The sequence below is a fragment of the Clostridium sp. BNL1100 genome, assembly GCF_000244875.1.
GTDB lineage: Bacteria > Bacillota > Clostridia > Acetivibrionales > DSM-1351 > Ruminiclostridium.
On sequence record NC_016791.1, the window covers coordinates 2,538,634 to 2,556,676 of the forward strand.

Genomic DNA, 18,043 nt, shown 5'->3' on the forward strand with positions numbered 1-18,043 from the left:
TATTTTTGATTAGAAAAGCTGTTGTTTTCGAACCATGAAAACAATGGCTTTTTAATTTGAAGTTATAATATAAATGGTACAGGTATATATTAGAAAAGGATATTCTAATAAGTGCGGTATCAATTAGAAATGAATTATTTTTTATTTTCATCATTTATTGCTTTTGCTTTAACTTTCTATTTTTGTAATAAAAATAGAATTTCCCATTATATTAAAAAAAGCTTTCTACCCCTTTGTGCTGTATTATTTATTATAGCTTTGATAGTTTATCCAAAAACGGCTGTTTCTTCAGCTTCAAAAGGTATCCACCTATGGTTGGAGGTTGTTTTTCCATCTCTTTTTCCATTTTTCGTTGCTTCCCAATTGTTAAACCGCTCAGGATTTATTGGATTTGCAGGTATTATAATGGAACCGGTAATGCGGCCAATTTTCAATATACCCGGTTGCGGCTCTTTTGCTCTTGCTATGGGTATTGTAAGTGGCTATCCAATAGGTGCTTCTATTACAAGTGATTTAAAACGTCAGAACCTTATATCTAAAACTGAGGCCGAGAGACTTCTGACTTTTACTAATAATTCAGGCCCCCTGTTTATTATGGGAGCTGTGGCTGTGGGAATGTTCAATATGCCGGCAGCAGGTTACCTTCTATATATTAGTCATGTTGCTGCTTGCCTTACAGTAGGGTTTATTTTCAGATACTACAAAAGTTCTGAAAAAAGTTCTAAAAAACCTTATTTAAAGGTGTCACAAAAAATTAGAATTGAACTTAAAAAGTTGAAGAACTCAGATATAAACCCATACACCCTTTTTGGTGAATGTGTAAAGAACTCCATATCAACTATCTTAGCTATAGGAGGATTTATTATATTTTTTTCAGTTTTAATAAATATTTTGATTTCAAGCGGAATTAGCGGGTGGGTATGCAGTAGAGCCCCGGCTTTGCTTGACAAATTGGGTCTGGGGCGGCAAATATTAGAAGGAATTTTTTGCGGCTTCTTTGAAATAACTACCGGTGCAAACTTTATCAACTTAGCAAATGCAGACTTGATTATAAAACTATGTACGGTTAGCCTGATAATAGGTTGGGCAGGTCTTTCGGTACATGCTCAGGTTTTAAGCGTAATAAACGGCTCCGATATAAGCGCAAAGCCGTATATATTAGGTAAAGCCCTCCAAGGAATTATTTCATGTATATATACTTTTATAGGTTATAATTTATTCAGTAGCTTCATTCATAAAACATCTTCTGTATTCTCCAATTCAGAAAAGGTATTTTCCGACAACTGGAAAAGCATATTACAATCCTCTTTTCACTCTGTCTTGTCAATATCAGTAATAATGCTGTTGATTTCCGTTATTTATATATGTACAACTACTTTTGTGTCAAGGAAAAACTTATTTTAATTCTTCCCTGTTGGTCCTGATTACTTCAGCAGCTTCAGACAGTATATCCTCGACTTTATTTAGAACACCGTCGGCATACTCTCTGGCACCTAAACGCACTTCTCTGGCATTTTTCTGTGCAGCTGCAATGATTTCATTGGACTGTTCATAAGCTTTTTTGGTAATTTCATGCTCGTCAACAAGAGATGCAATTTTATTTTCAGCATCTTTCATTATATTGTTGGCTTCCCTCTGTGCTTCCAGCAAAATCCTCTGGCGTTCTTCCTTAACCCATTTTGCCTGCTTTATATCGTCTGGTAGCTTGAGCCTCATCTCTTTAATTATTTCAAGTATTTCTTCCCTATCCAGAAGACATTTTCCTGAGAATGGTACACTTGGACTTTTCTCAACAAGTTCCTCCAATGTTTCCAGTATAGTTAAAATTTCCATATCATAAACCTCCCCGGGTTATTTGAGTTTAAATTTATCAATAATGTCTTTTTCTATACATTCAGGTACCAGGCCACTTATATTTCCACCATGTCTGGCAAGCTCTTTTACCATACTTGAGCTTAGAAAAGAATAGTTTATACTTGACATCATAAAGAGTGTTTCAATGTCAGGCGCCTGATTTTTGTTCAACAATGCCATCTGCAGCTCATACTCAAAATCTGATACAGCCCGTAGGCCTTTAATTATTACATTAGCGTTTTTTTCCTTTACAAAGTCAACCAGTAATCCTGAAAAACATTCAATTTCAACATTCGTACTATCCTTAACTACCTTTTTTAATAAGTTAACCCGTTCTTCAATAGAAAAGAGAGGATTTTTACTATGGTTAATTAATACTGCAACAATAAGTTTGTCACAAATTTTTGATGCTCTCTCAATAATATCTAAATGACCGTTTGTAACAGGATCAAAACTTCCGGGATATATAAATGTGTTCATTATTTTATCATCCTTGAAATTTATATTCTTTTGTAAAAAGTTAATTTAGTTTTTCCGTAAATCTGCTGCCTGGACACACAAAGTGTGCCTATTTCCTTCGGTAGCTGATCTTCTATATCTGTTTCCACAGATATTAAAACTTTTTCATCCAGTACTCCATAGTTTTCAAGATCTTGTAAAATACCCGGTACAATTTCCTTTTTGTATGGAGGGTCTAAAAAAATTATATCAAACTTTTTACTTAGTTGGGAGAGTTTTTTCAGTATTATTTGTGCTTCTCCCAAAAAAACCTCCGATTTATCAATTAATTTTGTATGCTGTAGGTTTCTAGTTATAATATCTGCACTTTGTTCACTCAGGTCACAAAATACAGCACTGTTTGCACCTCTGCTCAATGCCTCAATGCCAAGGCTTCCAGTTCCTGCAAACAAATCCAGTATGTTTGAACCGGGCATATACGGTGCTATTATATTAAATAGATTTTCTTTTACCCTGTCTGTAGTGGGCCTTGTGTTCATCCCTTCCAAAGTAAATAACTTTAAACCTTTGGCACTTCCTGAAATTACTCTCAGCATGCTAATCACACCTTACTTCTGTTATGATAATGTAACCTTGTCCCCAAAATACACGGCAAGGTATTTTTTCAGTTCGTTATGTTTCATAAGCCCCGGGTCAGCCTGGATAATCTCCATTGCGCTATCCTGAGCCAGCTTTAAAATTTCCATATCCTTGTACAGATTCGCTATTTTTAATTCGGGAAGCCCGTGCTGTCTGGTACCAAAAAACTCACCGGGACCTCTTATTTCTAAGTCTTTTTCTGATATTACAAAACCGTCGTTTGAGTGAGTCATAATTTTCATTCTTTCTTTTGCAACCTTTGAGTTTGATTGGTTAAACAAAATACAGAAGGACTGCTCATCTCCTCTGCCGACTCTCCCCCTCAATTGATGCAATTGTGCCAGACCAAATCTTTCAGCATTTTCTATTATCATGATTGTAGCATTAGGTACATTTACACCAACCTCTATTATAGTTGTAGATACAAGTATACTGATTTCACCTGAAACGAATCTTTTCATTATATCTTCTTTTTCAGATGATTTCATTTTTCCATGAATAATTCCTACGTTTAAATCGCTGAATACACTTTTGCTTATATCTTCTGCAGTAACTACTGCTGATTTCGCCTCAATCTCCTCAGATTCTTCTACAAGGGGACAAACAATATATACTTGCCTGCCTTCTTTTACTTTCTCCCTTACAAATTTATTAATTCTCTCCCTCATAGTTTCATTTACAGAGTATGTTTTAATTGGTTTTCTGCCTGGCGGGAGTTCATCAATTATTGATATATCGAGGTCCCCGTATAAAATCAGTGCCAGGGTCCTAGGAATTGGCGTTGCAGTCATAACCAACACATCAGGATTCTGACCTTTTTCTGTCAATATCGTTCTTTGGCGAACTCCGAATCTATGCTGTTCATCAGTGATAACAAGCCCCAGCTGTTTAAATTCTACATAATCCTCTATAAGTGCATGAGTTCCAATAACTACATCAGTTTTTCCTTCCTTTAACTCTTCTACTATTAACTGCTTCTGCTTTTTAGTCAGACTGCTGGACAGTAATTCAACTGAAATACCAAAGCTGTCAAATAAGCTCTTTATAGATTTAAAATGCTGTTCTGCCAATATTTCAGTGGGTACCATTAAAGCTCCCTGATAGCCGCACTTAACAGCTTTAAACAGCGCCAAAACTGCAATCATTGTCTTTCCTGAACCAACATCACCCTGCACAAGCCTGTTCATCACATGAGAACTTTCCATGTCCTTTTCGACTTCTGCAAAAACCTTTTTCTGTGCGTTTGTAAGCTCGAAGGGAAGAGATTCAATAAAGCCTTCCATTTCGTCTATGTGAGTATATTTTATACCCACTCTTGTATCGGTTGCAAGGCTCTTGTACGATAAAAGACCCAGCTGCAGCATAAAAAGTTCTTCAAAAACCAGTCTGAACCTTGCTCGTTCAATATCCTGGGTAGAAGCCGGAAAGTGTATTTGTTTTATTGAATAGATTTTGTCAGCGAGCTTATACGCTTCTCTGACTGGTAAAGGTATCATGTCTTCAAGCTCAATATCATTTATTCCCTTAATTGCCTCATATACAACCGACCTTATAATGTTCTGTCCCAAATCTTTCGTAGATGAATAAACAGGAAGTATTTTAAGGCTTTTTTTCATGTCTTTAGAACTTGTTTTTTCAAAAACCGGATTTACTATTTGAAGTTTATTTAATTTTCTTTCTGCTTTTCCGAAAAATATATAGTTTTCTCCAAGAGCCAAAGAGTTTTTTACATATGGCTGATTAAACCAGATTGCCGTAATCTTTCCGGTACTGTCCTCTATTGATACTCTTGATAGAGTCATACCTCTCTTAGGTCTTGTTAAGCTTACATTTGATACTATAGTTCCCTCAAAGGAACACGGAACACCATTCTGAAGATCGGCTATATTCTTTATACTGCTCCTGTCTTCATAGTCTCTCGGATAATAGGTTAAGAGATCAAAAAAATTGTGAATTTCCAATTTTTTGAATAGTGATTCCCGTGATTCACCAACACCCTTTATATATCTGATTGATTTTTGTTTCAAATCGTTAATTGTTATTTTTTTCATACAACCTCTTTTGTAAGTACACTAACAATATCCCGTTAAGTCTACGGCTATGTAAAGTAAATTGTACCATATTTTTCGACATAGAAAAAGGGTACATGGTCCTGTATCCTTTTATCAGCTATAAATGCTTTTACTTTTAAATTAAAAAGACTTGCAGTATATGGCTTTTGTGTGTTAAAATAGTTATTGCTTGATGCCGAAATATTGAGAAAATAAAATTCTCCAATAATTAAAGGAGGTGTAATATATGGCAAAGTGTGAAGTATGCAGTAAAGCAACTACTTTCGGTAACAACCGAAGCCATGCATTAAATGCTACTAGCCGTACATGGAAACCTAATGTAAGAAAAATAAAGATAATTGATAATGGCACACCAAAGTCAATTAACATATGCACAAGGTGTCTTCGTTCAAACAAAGTTACCAGAGCTATATAATTTGATTACGTTAAATTTCTAAAAATAAAAAAGCGTTACGAGACGCTTTTTTATTTTTTTTTATTTTTATTACTTCCTCATCAGTAAGATTAGCCTATTTTAAATACCTTCTTTAATATGTTTCCAAAAAACTTAGGCATTTTTACGACTACTATTTTCATAATTACACTCCCCCTGAATAGCTCTTACTATCTATCATATTCTGCAAAAAGTACTTTCGTGATAGTAAATACAAATTCTTAACCTAAAAAAGTTGTCTAAATCTCTATTATAGTGAATAGATATATACGGATAAGCTATTTTTTTCAAAGGGAGTGGTCAGATGTTTTCTTTATTTCATGTTAGTCAAAGAAAAAAACTTATAGTGATAATAGCATTTATTGTATTTTTTGTTGGCATTATTACATTTGTTCGTATTTTTTTTTATGGAAACTCTCATTATACTATAACAGTTAACAGCCAAATCTCATTTTCTTATCCCATGGATTTCTCAATTAAAAATGTGTATGCCAGCGACCCTGCTTCTGCTCCTTATATTCAGGCAAGCAACAGTAAATATAAGAGTTTTATTGATTATAAGTCACCCGAAGACAAATTTCATTTCAGCTATCCTTCCAATTTCAAATTGTATCAACAGGCTTTTCCGGGCAGTGAAATACTATATCATGTAGATTTTCAAAACAAAAGCGATAATTCCTTTACAGGGTTTGTTCAGGTCTGGAATCTGCCTTATGAACTCAGTAAGTTTCTTGAAGAATCAAAGGAAAACTCCCTTACCGATTTTATCAATTTCAATTCCAAAGAAATCGAAGTTAATAAAATGAAGGGGTATTTTTGGGAATATACCGTAAAAGGTTCCAATGAAAATTATAAAACACTTGAAGTATTCCTCTCAAAGGATTCCAGACTATATAGAATAAGTTTTTATATACCTGAAAAAAAATATACCAATGAAGACTATGATATGTTTTGGAAAATGGTAAATTCCTTGAAAGTTAATTAACCCACTTTTTGAGAAATCATAATACAGTTTCTTCCATTTTCCTTTGCCTTGTATAGTGCATTGTCTGCATCTCTGATTAATCCTACTTGGTTGGAAGATGTTTCAGGATAGCACGCTATTCCGAAACTTGCAGTAACAGAGGCTGATATAAGATTGTCTTTAATTACATTGCCTGCAATCTTTGTCCGCAAAAACTCAACTTTTTCATGAGCCTGCTGTATTGATGTGCGAGGTAATATAAGTACAAACTCTTCTCCCCCGAACCTTGCAATGGTATCAGTTCCCCGCAGGTTATTTTTTACGGTTTGTGCTACTTCTTTCAGTACTACATCACCAAAAAGATGGCCGTATGTATCATTAAATATTTTGAAAAAGTCAATGTCCAGAATTACCAGAGATAAACTGTACCCCTTTTCATCTGCCATCTTAAATTCATATTCGAATTTTTCATGGAAGTAGACACGGTTGTAAACTCCGGTCAAACCATCAACTGTGGCCATTTCCTGAAGGTTTGCATAAAGCTCGGCATTTTCAATTGCCATACTTACCTGTTTTCCCATGGTAGTAAGCAGCCTTAAGTTTTCGGTATTAAATGTATTGTTATTTCGGTGTTCAATGAGAGTGAGCCCGAACTTTCTGGATTTCAAGCTCAAAGGCACGCACATAAAGGAACCTATTTGTCTTGTTTGAATAAAATCATATTTATCAGGGTTAACCATATTTTCTATCAAAGGCTTTTCATTTTGCAATATATCAAGGAGAAGCTCACAATTAACATTATCAGCCAAAATCGCAAGCTCTTCTTTATTGGTGATATTTGTAAATTGTACCTTAAGTCTGTTTTTCTTCTGATCAAACAGTAATATGGTAGAATAATTCACGCCCATTACACCTATTATTACATCATTTACAAAATTAAGTAACTCATTTATGTCTAGAATGGAGCCTATGGCCTCACTCACTTGTTGAAGCGTATAAAACTCTGCAATACTGGACGTGAGCCTTTTATTTGTATCTTCAAGCTTAAAATTGGTCTCCTTGAGCTTTTCATACTGGTTTTTTATTTCATCTTTGGCTGAAGCAAGCTGCTCATACTTCTCACCCAATTCATCAATCAACCGGTCATTTTCCTGTTCATTTTTTAAGTTTTCAGAGTAAATTTTAGCACTTATACTAAATATACAAAGTAGTAATATGTATATGCACACAATCCTTAAAAGACTATAAAGTACTTTTGTAGCATCAAAGGACTCTTGTACACCATATAATATAAATATATGTGTTACCTTGATTACTGCACTGAAACTCAATAACGTATAGGTTAACTTTTTGCCCTTATGAATGCTTATAAAAAATAAAGGCAATACAAGAGAAAGGTACTCTATTCCATCCGAGAATGGCAATAAGAATACAGAGGTCAAAAAGACTTCGATTGACCTGAAAATGTCAAATACTTTATCTGAATATAAATTTATACTCTTTACAAATATAATTTTAACAATATTCAGAGCCAGAATTAACACTATAAATAATGTGAGAAAAATTTCCTTACTAAAATAAACATTAGCATCAGTATAAAGTTCCTGCTTGAAAATCAATGCAGAAAACAGTAATACAATAAATACCCAATAAAGGTTAATCATAACCTTTTCATATTTTTGTATTTTATTCATATATTTCCTTTCTAACTACAATTGCATATTCTCCCAATAAATTTCTATATTGTCTCCCTGAGAAATTGTATCGGTAAAATTTGCCTGACTTCCATTTAATTTTAATATAATGTTTCCTTTAGGTACTGACAAATCAAAATTAATATAGTTGAAAATATCCACAAAAATATACTGCTTGTTTTCTTTCAATTCAATTCTTTCACCGTTTACATATATAATAAAGCCTTTTTCAGGCACAGGAACAATGTTGTTTTCCATATAGTACTGTTCAAATTTATCTATTGGTTCAGAATAAGTCTCATAAATCTCTTGTTCTTCAAACCCCTGATCAGGAGCAGTTACAGCATCTGATTCCTCAGGTTCTGAATCAGTTATCCTGTCGTTGTCCTTTAGTATGTATTCAGGACTGACGATTTCCCCATTTACCCGCAATAAACTGCTTTCAAGACCAAGTTCAAATTTTGTTAAGAAGTCCTTTAGTGTGACTATTTCCTCTATTTGAACCTTATCACCATTTTTTATAGGTACATCCATACCGCATACCTGCCCGTTAATTGAACAGTACGGTACGAGCTCTATCCTGTCTTCGTTCAAAAAGACAGTTAGTCCTCTTGCGTATTTTATATAATCAGTCGCTCTCTTTTGGGCGTCCATACCATTGTATGAAGGCTTTATATAAATGGAATCATTATTATTTATTCTAGTATCAAGACTTGCCGGCTCATTGTTAACGAAAATTTCAGCCGCCATTCCAAGTTCACCCTTAATGCTCATATCTTTACCATTAAGTGTGAACTTCAATGTCTTACCTGATCTGCCAATCAGCTTATCAGGATTATATCCTACCAATATTAAAGCATCTGCTACACTTAGCTTCTTGGAATTGAACAGCTTTATTTTATTTTCATTTACAGTGACAGTCATAAAGTCCTGGCCTCTTTGCATATGTGCCATCATAGCTATCCCAAAAGGTGTGATGGATTCAGGCCCTGTTAGCTTTTTAATCTTGGTCTTTATGTTTTGTATTACATCCCTCCCCCTTACTGCAACTCTGTTATCAGGAAGTCCCAGTCCTTCAGCTATCCTGTTTGTAAGCCCGGGTATCTGGCTCCCGCCTCCTATCAAAAACACCGCATTGGGAGCCTTTTGGTTAAATTCCAGAATTTTATCACATATACTTCCTGCTAAAAAATCTATAGCAGGCGTTATTATTTCAATAGCCTTTTGGTGTGTAATCTCATACTTATTCCCTAGTATATCTGTATACTTGATATTTTCTGTACCAGATGAAATAGATATTTTAATTTTTTCTGCTGTATTGAAATCAACCAAAAACTCCTGAGCGATTTTTTCGGTTATCTCGTCTCCAGCTATTGGAACCATGCCATAGGCCACTACGGAGCCGTCCCTGGTTAGTGCGATATCTGATGTTCCGGCACCAATATCAACCAGAACAAGATTCAAAAGTCTTAAATCCTTTGGAATAGTTACATTTATTGCAGCTATAGGCTCAAGAGTCAGACTTATTACCTCCAGTCCAACCTTTGACATAACCGTGTACAAGCTGTCTACTACAACGTGAGGTAAGAATGTAGCCAGTACTTCCACCCCGATTTTCTTACCCTTATGCCCTACCAGTGACGAAATAACATACCCATTGAGAAAGTAGTTTACAACACTATACCCGACACAATAAAAGGTCATTTTTTCTTCATTGGATATTTCGTTATCAAGCTTAAATTGTGCATTCTGAATAGCGTCAACTTCCAGACTGCCAACAATTTCCGATGTTATTTCACGTCCCTGTTCAATATCGTATTCCAGTTTGGTCTGACTTGTTTTTAGAACCCTTCCTGCAGCTGCTATGGCTACTTTTGTCAAAGTAACCCCAAGTATCTTCTCCAGTCGTTCTTTTACTTGAGTTATTACTTCGGCAACCTTTTCAATATCATGTATTTGTCCATCAAGCATTGCACGACTCTTATGTTCACATATCTCAGCCGCAACAACTCTGAAACATTCCTTCTCATAAACCCCTACTATACCTATAACTGTTCTTGTTCCAATATCAAGAGCAAATATCAAATCTTCCTCATTAAAAGTTTCTACTTTAGTTTTTGTTATCTTCTGTTTACCAGGCATACATTACCCCCATGTATAAAAACAGTCGTGACCCTATTTCTTAGCATAATAACTACATAAATGATTCATTTCACACTTTTCACATTCAGGTTTTCTTGCGTTACACACAGCTCTGCCATGAAAGACCAACTTATGGCAAAAGTCTGCCCATTTATCTTTAGGAATTATTTTCTGTAAATCGTATTCAATCTTCTCAGGATCTTCATTCTTGGTTAGACCCGTTCTGTTTGAAAGCCTTTTAGCATGAGTGTCAACAACTACTCCCTGCTTTCCATGTATCTCATATAAGTAAAGGTTTGCTGTCTTACGTCCTACTCCGGGCAATTCAAGCAGTTCCTCCATATTATCAGGAATTTTTCCGTTGTATTTTTCAGTAATAATCTTACAGCAAGCGATTATGTTTTTTGCTTTATTTCTGTAAAATCCCGTTGATTTAATATCCTCCTCCAGTTCTCTTACATCTGCATTTGCAAATGCCTCTACCGTAGGATACTTTTTATATAAATCCTTTGCAACTATATTTACCCTGGCATCAGTACACTGGGCTGCAAGTTGAGTAGAAATCAAAAGCTGAAGCGGATTCTCATACTGCAGGGAACACTCAGCATCAGGATAAAGCTTGTCAAGAACTTCTATCATCTGCAGAACCTTTTCCTTTTTAGTCATCGAATTTTATACCTTCTTTGTGTTATGTTATCTATTTTTGTTTTCTATAGCTATATTATATAAATCTAAGTACTTAATACAAGGCTTCTTCCAAGAAAAATCACTTTCCAATGCCCTGACAACCAGTTCTTCCCACTCTTTACTCTTTTTGTAATAAACCTGTATTGCCCTATTCAAAGTATTCTCAAATTCCTTTTCATCAAATTCAGAGAAAGAGAACCCATTTCCGTTTTTTCTATCCTTATCATAATCTATTACAGTTTCAGCAAGGCCTCCTGTAGCCCTTACAACGGGAATAGTACCATATCTGAAACTAATAATCTGTCCTAAGCCGCACGGTTCGAAACGAGAAGGCATTAAGAACATATCTGCTGAGGCATATATCTTTTTAGCCAGTTTTTGATTGAATTCCAAAAAAACTGCTACATTATCGGGGTACTTTTTCTCAAGTTCCTTAAATGAGTTGTGATAATATTCATCCCCGATTCCAAGCACAGCCAACTGTATATCATTTTCTTTTATAAATCTGTCAATACACCCCAAAATTAGTTCCAGCCCCTTCTGGTGTGTCAATCTCGTAACAACTGCCAACAGTGGAGCATCACTTTCAGCTAAGCCGACCTCTTTCTGGAATTTTCTTTTATTTTCCTTCTTATTCCATGGGCACTTAGAGTCATAAACCTTATATATATCTTCATTCTTACCGGGATCGAACTCTTCGTAAGATATTCCATTTACAATACCAAAAAGGTCTTTTTTCCTGTTATTAAGTATACCTTCCATTTTTTCTCCGTATGCAGTTGAAAGAATTTCTTCTGCATACTGCTTGCTTACTGTATTTATTTTATCGGAATATACAAGCCCGCATTTCATAAAGCTGAACATTCCATAAAATTCAGCCTTGTCATAGGTAAAGAAGTCTTCCTCCACGTTCAGAAAACCGCATATATCAGCACCGAAATTTCCTTGATACTCAAGATTGTGAATTGTATAAACCGTGGTAATATCTTTATAAAAATCCTGTTTTGCATATTTTTCTTTCAGCATCAGGCATAACGGGCCTGTATGCCAGTCATTGCAATGAATAATATCCGGCTTAAAGTCAATATATGGCAACATTTCAAGGGCTGCCTTGCACAGCATTATAAATCTTTGTGCATCATCCTGATAGCAATATATACCGTCTCTATAATAATAATGATAGTTTTCTATAAAATAGACCTTAACTTCTTTTGAACCTGAAACAGGTATACAGCTTTCCTTGATTACACATGTTTCTTTTCTTTCGCCCATTTCAACAGGAAAATCGGCAACATAAGTTAAATCTTTATTTATACTTTTGTATCGTGGCATAAGCACTCTTACATCCTGCCCCAACAACGTTAACTCCTTTGGCAGAGAACCTGCAACATCAGCTAAGCCCCCGGTCTTTGCGAAAGGGTCAACTTCTGCGGATACAAAAAGTATTTTTAACTGTTTATTAGATAAATTCACCACATTACCTCCAAAATGCTAGTTGTTAATCAGCTCTTTAATCATGTTTATAAAAAGATCCGATATTCTTGGGTCAAACTGAATCCCCTTGCATCTTTCAATTTCGTTAATTGCCAATTCCATTGTCATACCTCTTCGGTATGTTCTGTCACTTGTCATTGCATCAAAGGCATCGGCTATACATAATATTCTTCCTAAAAGACTGATTTCCTCACCCTTCAGCCCATTAGGATAACCTCCACCGTTATATTTTTCGTGATGTTCCAGAATTGCTTTTAAGCCGTTTCTTAAAAACTCTACATTTTTAAGTATATTATAGGAAATGAGTGGATGTTTTTTAATTTCTTCATATTCACCATCAGTTAATTTGTCTGATTTATTGAGAATTGAAGCTGATACTCCTATCTTTCCAATATCGTGCAAAATAGCCGCATATCTTAAATCCTGTATAGTATCTTCATCCAACTTCATGCGAGCAGCAATTTCACATGAAATTTCCATCACCCTCTGGCAATGTCCGCTGGTATAAGCATCCTTTGCCTCGATTGCATTTACCAAAGACATAACAGTTTGTATATATCCTGTATTTAGGCTTTCTGAGTACCTTAGAAGCTCTTCATTTTTTTGGCGAAGTTCGTCCTTGGCTATATTGAGACTTTCAATATTATTATTCAAATCGTCGTTTACCGCAGCAGTTTCCTCATAAAGGGCTTCTATTTCCTGCTTTTGTAAATATACATCATTTATTAGCTGAGATTTATACATGGCAACAGCCGCATAATTTGCAAGACTTTGGAGAAATGTAAGGTTTACTTTTTTAAAAGAATCTTTATTTTTTGTTTCTAGAAAAATAACACCCAACTGTTCGTCTGATATGCTCAGTGGTATCACAAGCTTATCTCCCAGTATACCTCTTCTTTTAATCTCAATTCCGCATTTAACTACAACGGAATTTGTATTAAAACATTGTGTAACAACAGAATCCTCATCAAAATATTTCCCTACTTCTCCAAACACTATTTCTCCCAATTCATATTTACAATATATATCTTGAGAATTTACATCTTTGAAGCAAATAAGGCACCTGTCACACCCGGTAAACTTTTTAAATACATCGTACACATATCTAATTATATTTTCAATTTCAATTGTAGAGTTAAATTTTTCAGACGTTATGCTTAAAGCTTCCAACTGATTCTGTTTTTCTACAAGAAGTTTTAAAGTCTTAAAATAGCTCTTTCCCGCTATTGTATTGAGAAGATACTCATTTTGCTGGAGAATACCATATTTTTTTATATTTTTTCGGTTTTTTCTATCTATAATAATATATTCACAAATATCATATGCTAAAAATAAAATACACAAACCACAAGTTATAGCCAACGGTTTCTCAGCATTCATATAAATTCCGTATATAAAGCATGGTAAAGCTATAACGCATATAATTATTTTAACTAGATGTGAATAATATTTGCTTAAGTTCATATATGCCTCCAGCATTTTATAATTCCAGAAAAATCCTTAGATTATATATCTAATTGTAAATTTTTTTTTACTTATTAGCAATACAATTTATTTATTCCCTAAATTTTTTTTATTTTTCAATTAAAGAAAGCTGTCCAATGAAACAATAAATTGTTCACAAGACAGCTTTCATTTAAATGTTATTTACTTTGTTTCGCCTAATTTCGCCTGAACAGTTTTTGTATTTCCATCTCTGAAGATTTCAATCTTAACAACATCTCCAGGTTTCATCTTATTCTTCAATTCTTCAAGCTCATCATAGGACTTAACTGCTTTATTATTGAATTTAGTTATTACGTCCCCAGGCATTATACCTGCTTTAGCAGCGGCACCAAACAGTTCAACATCTGCTACATATACACCTGCCGGCATATTATTTGCCTTTGCTATATCCTCCGTATATTGCTCATTAACTGAAATCCCCAGATAAGGTTTTGCAATGTAGGTTTTTGTCATAAGTTCGTCTGCTATTCTTTTTGCTTCATTTACGGGGATTGCAAAACCAAGTCCTTCAAATCCTGTTGCAACCATTTTTACTGTATTTACTCCAATAAGCTGTCCCTTAATATTCACCAATGCACCGCCGCTGTTTCCGGGGTTTATAGCAGCATCTGTCTGAACAAGCCTAATTCTCTTTCCTCCATCCAACTGAACGGTTCTGTTTAGTCCACTAATAACACCGTATGTCAAAGAACCCATGTATTCGAGGCCTCCCGGATTGCCTATTGCAATGGCCGGCTCACCTATTTTAATGTCATCTGAATTACCAAACTCTATAACAGGTAGATTTGTCTCATTTATTTTCAAAACAGCAAGGTCTGTTTTAGAATCGTAGCCTTTAACTGTCGCAGAATATGGCTTATCTATTTTGTTTGGAAGGAACACTTCAATTTTTGCATCACTTCTGATACCTCTGGTTTTGTCATTTAAAGCCCCTTCAATAACGTGATGGTTAGTAAGGATATATCCATCTGCACTAATTATTATTCCTGAACCTTCGCCGCCTTCAGACTGAACACCAAATAATTCATTTGTATTCTGATAAGATGTTTTTATACCAACTACAGAAGGCCCAACTTTTTCTGCTACACTTGTAACTGCTGATTCTCCGTTTTGTACAATTTCTACTCGTTTTAGTTCTCCGGTAATATTGGGTTGTGTACTTTCTGTTTTAAGACCCGGGAAATTATTTCCAAGGTATTCTTTAATATGTGGCTGTACAACCGGAGCTATAAAAAGCATTAACAATGCAAGAAGAGCTGCTCCAACAAGTGAGCTTACAGCTGATACCAATACATATTTCCATGCATTAGACTTTTTAGTATTTGTTTTTTTAAAGCTTTCCTTGTAATAATTGTTATAAGCCGGGCTCGTTACACCTTGCGTTTCCCAACTGTTATCTTTTACACTAAAATCAGACGTAACGCCTTCTTGTGGTCTGGTTTGTGATTCTTGTGTGTTTAAATCAACAGTATCTTGATTTGTTTTTTCTCCGGCTACATTATCAACCGGCTCATTATTCTCAATTACAGGATTCATTTTTTCATATTGGTCGCTACTATTTGTGTTATCCTCCTGACTTTCATTTACAGACCCCTGTGATTCAGAATTACTGTTTACTTCATAAGTGCCGTTATCATTCTGCGGCTGGTCACTATTGGAACCATTTTCATTTATCTTATCATCTCTATCGTCGATCATTATGAAGTCTCCCTTCCTTTTTCTATAGTTTTATTTTAAAGATGTATTTTTAAAAAAGTATGAACAAAGTGTTAATCTTCAATATGACTTTTGTAGTAATCAAGTGTAAACGTAAACTTTGTTCCTTTTCCTACCTCACTTTCTACCCATATATCCTGCTTATGTTCAGTTATAATATTTTTTACGATTGCTAAACCAAGACCGGTACCTGTTTTATCCTTTCCCCTTGATTTATCGGATTTGTAAAATCTGTCCCATATTCTTTTTTTATCATCGCTGTCTATTCCGATGCCGTTATCTTTAACAGATACATTGACCTTATCTTTATTCTTTGCAGTTTCAACTATTATCTTACCATTTTCATTTGAAAATTTTACGGCATTGTGTAATAGGTTTATAATAACCCGTTCAATGGAGTCTTTGTCAGCTAATACCATCATGCTGTCTATCTCAAAATTAGCTTCAATTTCTATATTTTTAGAGGTGATTAGAGTTTCCAACTTTATTACGCAAATTCTTATTAATTCGTTTATGTCAAATGCCTTCATAGATAACGTCAACTCACCGGATTCCATTTTCGCCAGATCCAGAAGATCATTCACCAATCTGTTAAGCCTGTTGGTTTCATCCCGCACAATCCTTAAGTAGTCTTTTTGCTTTTCAGGCGGTATAGTACCGTCAAGGATACCTTCTATAAAGCCTCTTATAGAGGTCATTGGCGTGCGTAGTTCGTGGGAAACATTGGCAATAAACCCTCTTCTGAGCTCTTCCAGCCTATGCAAATCTTCAACCATATGATTAAAACTGTCCGCAAGTTGCCCTATCTCATCCTGCGAACTGACCACAATTCTTTTTTGGAAGTCTCCCCCTGCAATTATTTTTGCGGCATTGTTAATCTGTTTTAAAGGACGTGTAAACCTTATTGAAAATATATAAACTAGAATTATTGCCAGAATTATGGCTACTCCACCTGAAATAAGAAATAGGCTGAATACCGAGGTTCTTACTTTTTGAATTGCAGGTACCGGAGTATGCAGGTAAACGGCCGCTATAGTCTGCTGCCTGCCATTAATTGGTGTTACTTCAAAGGGCATCTGGATGGTAAGCCACGAACTTCCGTATTTTTGGAAAGCTTCATTACTAAAAAAGCCAAAAAAGTTTCCTGTTTCTGTTTGAGTTTTACCACTGCTATTCATTACTTTTATATATTGCCTTATATCCGGCAGCTTCGGATATCCCGAATCATCTATGTACTGCTTCAGAACATCACTTATTTGGTCATCGCTGGATACCGATATAAGGATATGTCCTGTATTATCGACAATCCAAATTATAGAATTACTTGAAACACTATACATTTCAAGAGTTTGACGGAAAATCCCCTGCACCAGTTGGTTGTTTTTATTTGGTAGGTAATAATTGTAGAAGAAGTCCCTTATATTTTCTGCGCTCTCACCAAGAGTATCAGTCTGCTGTTTTGTTACGAAACCATTTAAAAAATAGTACAAAAAGCCTCCTGTAACTACGTAGCTTAAAACAAGGAGTCCTATAAAAACCACTACGAGCTTCTGAAATATTGTCTTTTTAAATCTGATCATTATTTCACCTCAAACTTATAGCCAACACCCCATACGGTTTTTAGCTGCCACGGTTGACCTTCCAGATCTATTTTTTCACGAACTCTCTTTACGTGTACATCAACAGTTCTGGAATCCCCATAAAAATCAAATCCCCATACGTGTTCCAGAAGCTGTTCCCTTGTAAAAACCTTATTTGGATTGGAGGCTAGGAAAAACAAGAGTTCCAGTTCCTTTGGAGGAAGTTCTATCAGGTTGCCCTTAAGCCTGATTGTATAATTGCTTTTATTTATAATCAGGTTTGGAAATGCAACTTCCAATGTATCAACTTCCTTATGCTCATATCTTCTCAATACTGCCTTTACCCTTGCAACAAGCTCTTTAGGCTCGAAGGGTTTAACCATGTAATCATCTGCTCCCAGCTCCAGTCCAAGGACCTTGTCAAAGGTTTCGCCTTTCGCAGTTAACATAATAATAGGTATAGAACTTACCTTCCTTATTTCCCGGCATACCTGCCAACCGTCAATTCCGGGAAGCATAATATCCAGAACTACCAGGCTAGGAGTCTGTATTTTAAATGTATCAACAGCGTTAAGCCCATTATAAGCATAAAGGACTTCATATCCTTCTTTTTCAAGGTATAGCCCTATCAACTCACATATATTTCTGTCATCGTCAACTATTAATACTTTACTTTTACTACTCATAAGTACTCCTTGTCTTTATAAGTTAATTTTTTTCATAAAATTAATTTAATTATATCAATTCCGCATGAAAAAAGTTAAAAATTTTAAATTGTTAACAAAAAATTAAAATCAGTATTA

The 18,043-nt window shown here is 35.0% G+C and carries 15 protein-coding genes; 3 read left to right on the plus strand and 12 right to left on the minus strand.

Annotated elements, in window-relative coordinates; all coding sequences use genetic code 11:
- The first annotated feature begins 129 nt into the window (after positions 1 to 129).
- A complete protein-coding gene (ylbJ, locus tag CLO1100_RS10705) occupies positions 130 to 1,404 on the plus strand; it encodes a sporulation integral membrane protein YlbJ (RefSeq protein WP_242836543.1) in 1,275 nt (424 codons plus the stop codon).
- Here the strand turns inward: ylbJ and CLO1100_RS10710 are convergent.
- From CLO1100_RS10710 to recG, 4 genes are read right to left on the minus strand one after another with little or no spacing between them, the layout of a single operon-like run.
- Positions 1,396 to 1,833 carry an ATPase gene (locus CLO1100_RS10710; RefSeq protein ID WP_004617762.1) on the minus strand — a complete coding sequence of 146 codons (438 nt, stop codon included), beginning with the start codon at positions 1,831 to 1,833 and terminating at the stop codon, positions 1,396 to 1,398. The two genes, ylbJ and CLO1100_RS10710, sit on opposite strands and share 9 nt — an antisense overlap.
- Before the next feature lie 18 nt (positions 1,834 to 1,851).
- Complete coding sequence (gene coaD, locus CLO1100_RS10715) at positions 1,852 to 2,334, minus strand: pantetheine-phosphate adenylyltransferase (RefSeq protein WP_014313768.1); 483 nt, start codon at positions 2,332 to 2,334, stop codon at positions 1,852 to 1,854.
- 20 nt (positions 2,335 to 2,354) lie between these two features.
- A complete protein-coding gene (gene rsmD / locus CLO1100_RS10720) occupies positions 2,355 to 2,909 on the minus strand; it encodes a 16S rRNA (guanine(966)-N(2))-methyltransferase RsmD (RefSeq protein ID WP_014313769.1) in 555 nt (184 codons plus the stop codon).
- A gap of 21 nt (positions 2,910 to 2,930) precedes the next feature.
- Positions 2,931 to 5,003 (minus strand): ATP-dependent DNA helicase RecG, encoded by a 2,073-nt coding sequence (gene recG / locus CLO1100_RS10725; RefSeq protein WP_014313770.1) that lies wholly within the window; start codon positions 5,001 to 5,003, stop codon positions 2,931 to 2,933.
- Positions 5,004 to 5,250: 247 nt separating this feature from the next.
- Between recG and rpmB the strand changes: the two genes are divergently transcribed.
- Entirely contained in the window at positions 5,251 to 5,439 is a 189-nt protein-coding gene (gene rpmB, locus CLO1100_RS10730; RefSeq protein WP_004617754.1) for a 50S ribosomal protein L28, read from the plus strand.
- A 322-nt stretch (positions 5,440 to 5,761) separates the two neighbouring features.
- Positions 5,762 to 6,442, plus strand: a complete 681-nt coding sequence (locus CLO1100_RS10735) for a PsbP-related protein (protein WP_014313771.1) — start codon at positions 5,762 to 5,764, stop codon at positions 6,440 to 6,442.
- Here CLO1100_RS10735 and CLO1100_RS10740 read toward each other — a convergent pair.
- From CLO1100_RS10740 to CLO1100_RS10775, 8 genes are all read right to left on the minus strand, one after another.
- Entirely contained in the window at positions 6,439 to 8,115 is a 1,677-nt protein-coding gene (locus tag CLO1100_RS10740; RefSeq protein ID WP_014313772.1) for a GGDEF domain-containing protein, read from the minus strand. The genes CLO1100_RS10735 and CLO1100_RS10740 overlap by 4 nt on opposite strands.
- A 15-nt stretch (positions 8,116 to 8,130) precedes the next feature.
- A complete protein-coding gene (locus tag CLO1100_RS10745) occupies positions 8,131 to 10,257 on the minus strand; it encodes a cell division FtsA domain-containing protein (protein WP_014313773.1) in 2,127 nt (708 codons plus the stop codon).
- A 33-nt stretch (positions 10,258 to 10,290) separates the two neighbouring features.
- A complete protein-coding gene (nth, locus tag CLO1100_RS10750) occupies positions 10,291 to 10,923 on the minus strand; it encodes an endonuclease III (RefSeq protein ID WP_014313774.1) in 633 nt (210 codons plus the stop codon).
- A 27-nt stretch (positions 10,924 to 10,950) separates the two neighbouring features.
- On the minus strand, positions 10,951 to 12,417 hold the full coding sequence (locus CLO1100_RS10755; protein WP_014313775.1) for a glycogen/starch synthase: 1,467 nt from the start codon (positions 12,415 to 12,417) through the stop codon (positions 10,951 to 10,953).
- Between the two features lie 18 nt (positions 12,418 to 12,435).
- Positions 12,436 to 13,902 (minus strand): HD domain-containing phosphohydrolase, encoded by a 1,467-nt coding sequence (locus CLO1100_RS10760; protein WP_014313776.1) that lies wholly within the window; start codon positions 13,900 to 13,902, stop codon positions 12,436 to 12,438.
- A gap of 183 nt (positions 13,903 to 14,085) precedes the next feature.
- Entirely contained in the window at positions 14,086 to 15,642 is a 1,557-nt protein-coding gene (locus tag CLO1100_RS10765) for a trypsin-like peptidase domain-containing protein (RefSeq protein ID WP_014313777.1), read from the minus strand.
- A 71-nt stretch (positions 15,643 to 15,713) separates the two neighbouring features.
- On the minus strand, positions 15,714 to 17,240 hold the full coding sequence (locus CLO1100_RS10770) for an ATP-binding protein (protein WP_014313778.1): 1,527 nt from the start codon (positions 17,238 to 17,240) through the stop codon (positions 15,714 to 15,716).
- On the minus strand, positions 17,240 to 17,926 hold the full coding sequence (locus CLO1100_RS10775) for a response regulator transcription factor (protein WP_014313779.1): 687 nt from the start codon (positions 17,924 to 17,926) through the stop codon (positions 17,240 to 17,242). The genes CLO1100_RS10770 and CLO1100_RS10775 overlap by 1 nt, the downstream gene beginning before the upstream one ends.
- Between the last annotated feature and the right edge of the window lie 117 nt (positions 17,927 to 18,043).

What these genes read in the sequence shown, in the direction of transcription:
- ylbJ (WP_242836543.1), top strand. Translation starts at nt 130, where the DNA reads ATGAATTATTTTTTATTTTCATCATTTATTGCTTTTGCTTTAACTTTC.
- CLO1100_RS10710 (WP_004617762.1), bottom strand. Translation starts at nt 1,833, where the DNA reads ATGGAAATTTTAACTATACTGGAAACATTGGAGGAACTTGTTGAGAAA.
- coaD (WP_014313768.1), bottom strand. Translation starts at nt 2,334, where the DNA reads ATGAACACATTTATATATCCCGGAAGTTTTGATCCTGTTACAAACGGT.
- rsmD (WP_014313769.1), bottom strand. Translation starts at nt 2,909, where the DNA reads ATGCTGAGAGTAATTTCAGGAAGTGCCAAAGGTTTAAAGTTATTTACT.
- recG (WP_014313770.1), bottom strand. Translation starts at nt 5,003, where the DNA reads ATGAAAAAAATAACAATTAACGATTTGAAACAAAAATCAATCAGATAT.
- rpmB (WP_004617754.1), top strand. Translation starts at nt 5,251, where the DNA reads ATGGCAAAGTGTGAAGTATGCAGTAAAGCAACTACTTTCGGTAACAAC.
- CLO1100_RS10735 (WP_014313771.1), top strand. Translation starts at nt 5,762, where the DNA reads ATGTTTTCTTTATTTCATGTTAGTCAAAGAAAAAAACTTATAGTGATA.
- CLO1100_RS10740 (WP_014313772.1), bottom strand. Translation starts at nt 8,115, where the DNA reads ATGAATAAAATACAAAAATATGAAAAGGTTATGATTAACCTTTATTGG.
- CLO1100_RS10745 (WP_014313773.1), bottom strand. Translation starts at nt 10,257, where the DNA reads ATGCCTGGTAAACAGAAGATAACAAAAACTAAAGTAGAAACTTTTAAT.
- nth (WP_014313774.1), bottom strand. Translation starts at nt 10,923, where the DNA reads ATGACTAAAAAGGAAAAGGTTCTGCAGATGATAGAAGTTCTTGACAAG.
- CLO1100_RS10760 (WP_014313776.1), bottom strand. Translation starts at nt 13,902, where the DNA reads ATGAACTTAAGCAAATATTATTCACATCTAGTTAAAATAATTATATGC.
- CLO1100_RS10765 (WP_014313777.1), bottom strand. Translation starts at nt 15,642, where the DNA reads ATGATCGACGATAGAGATGATAAGATAAATGAAAATGGTTCCAATAGT.
- CLO1100_RS10770 (WP_014313778.1), bottom strand. Translation starts at nt 17,240, where the DNA reads ATGATCAGATTTAAAAAGACAATATTTCAGAAGCTCGTAGTGGTTTTT.
- CLO1100_RS10775 (WP_014313779.1), bottom strand. Translation starts at nt 17,926, where the DNA reads ATGAGTAGTAAAAGTAAAGTATTAATAGTTGACGATGACAGAAATATA.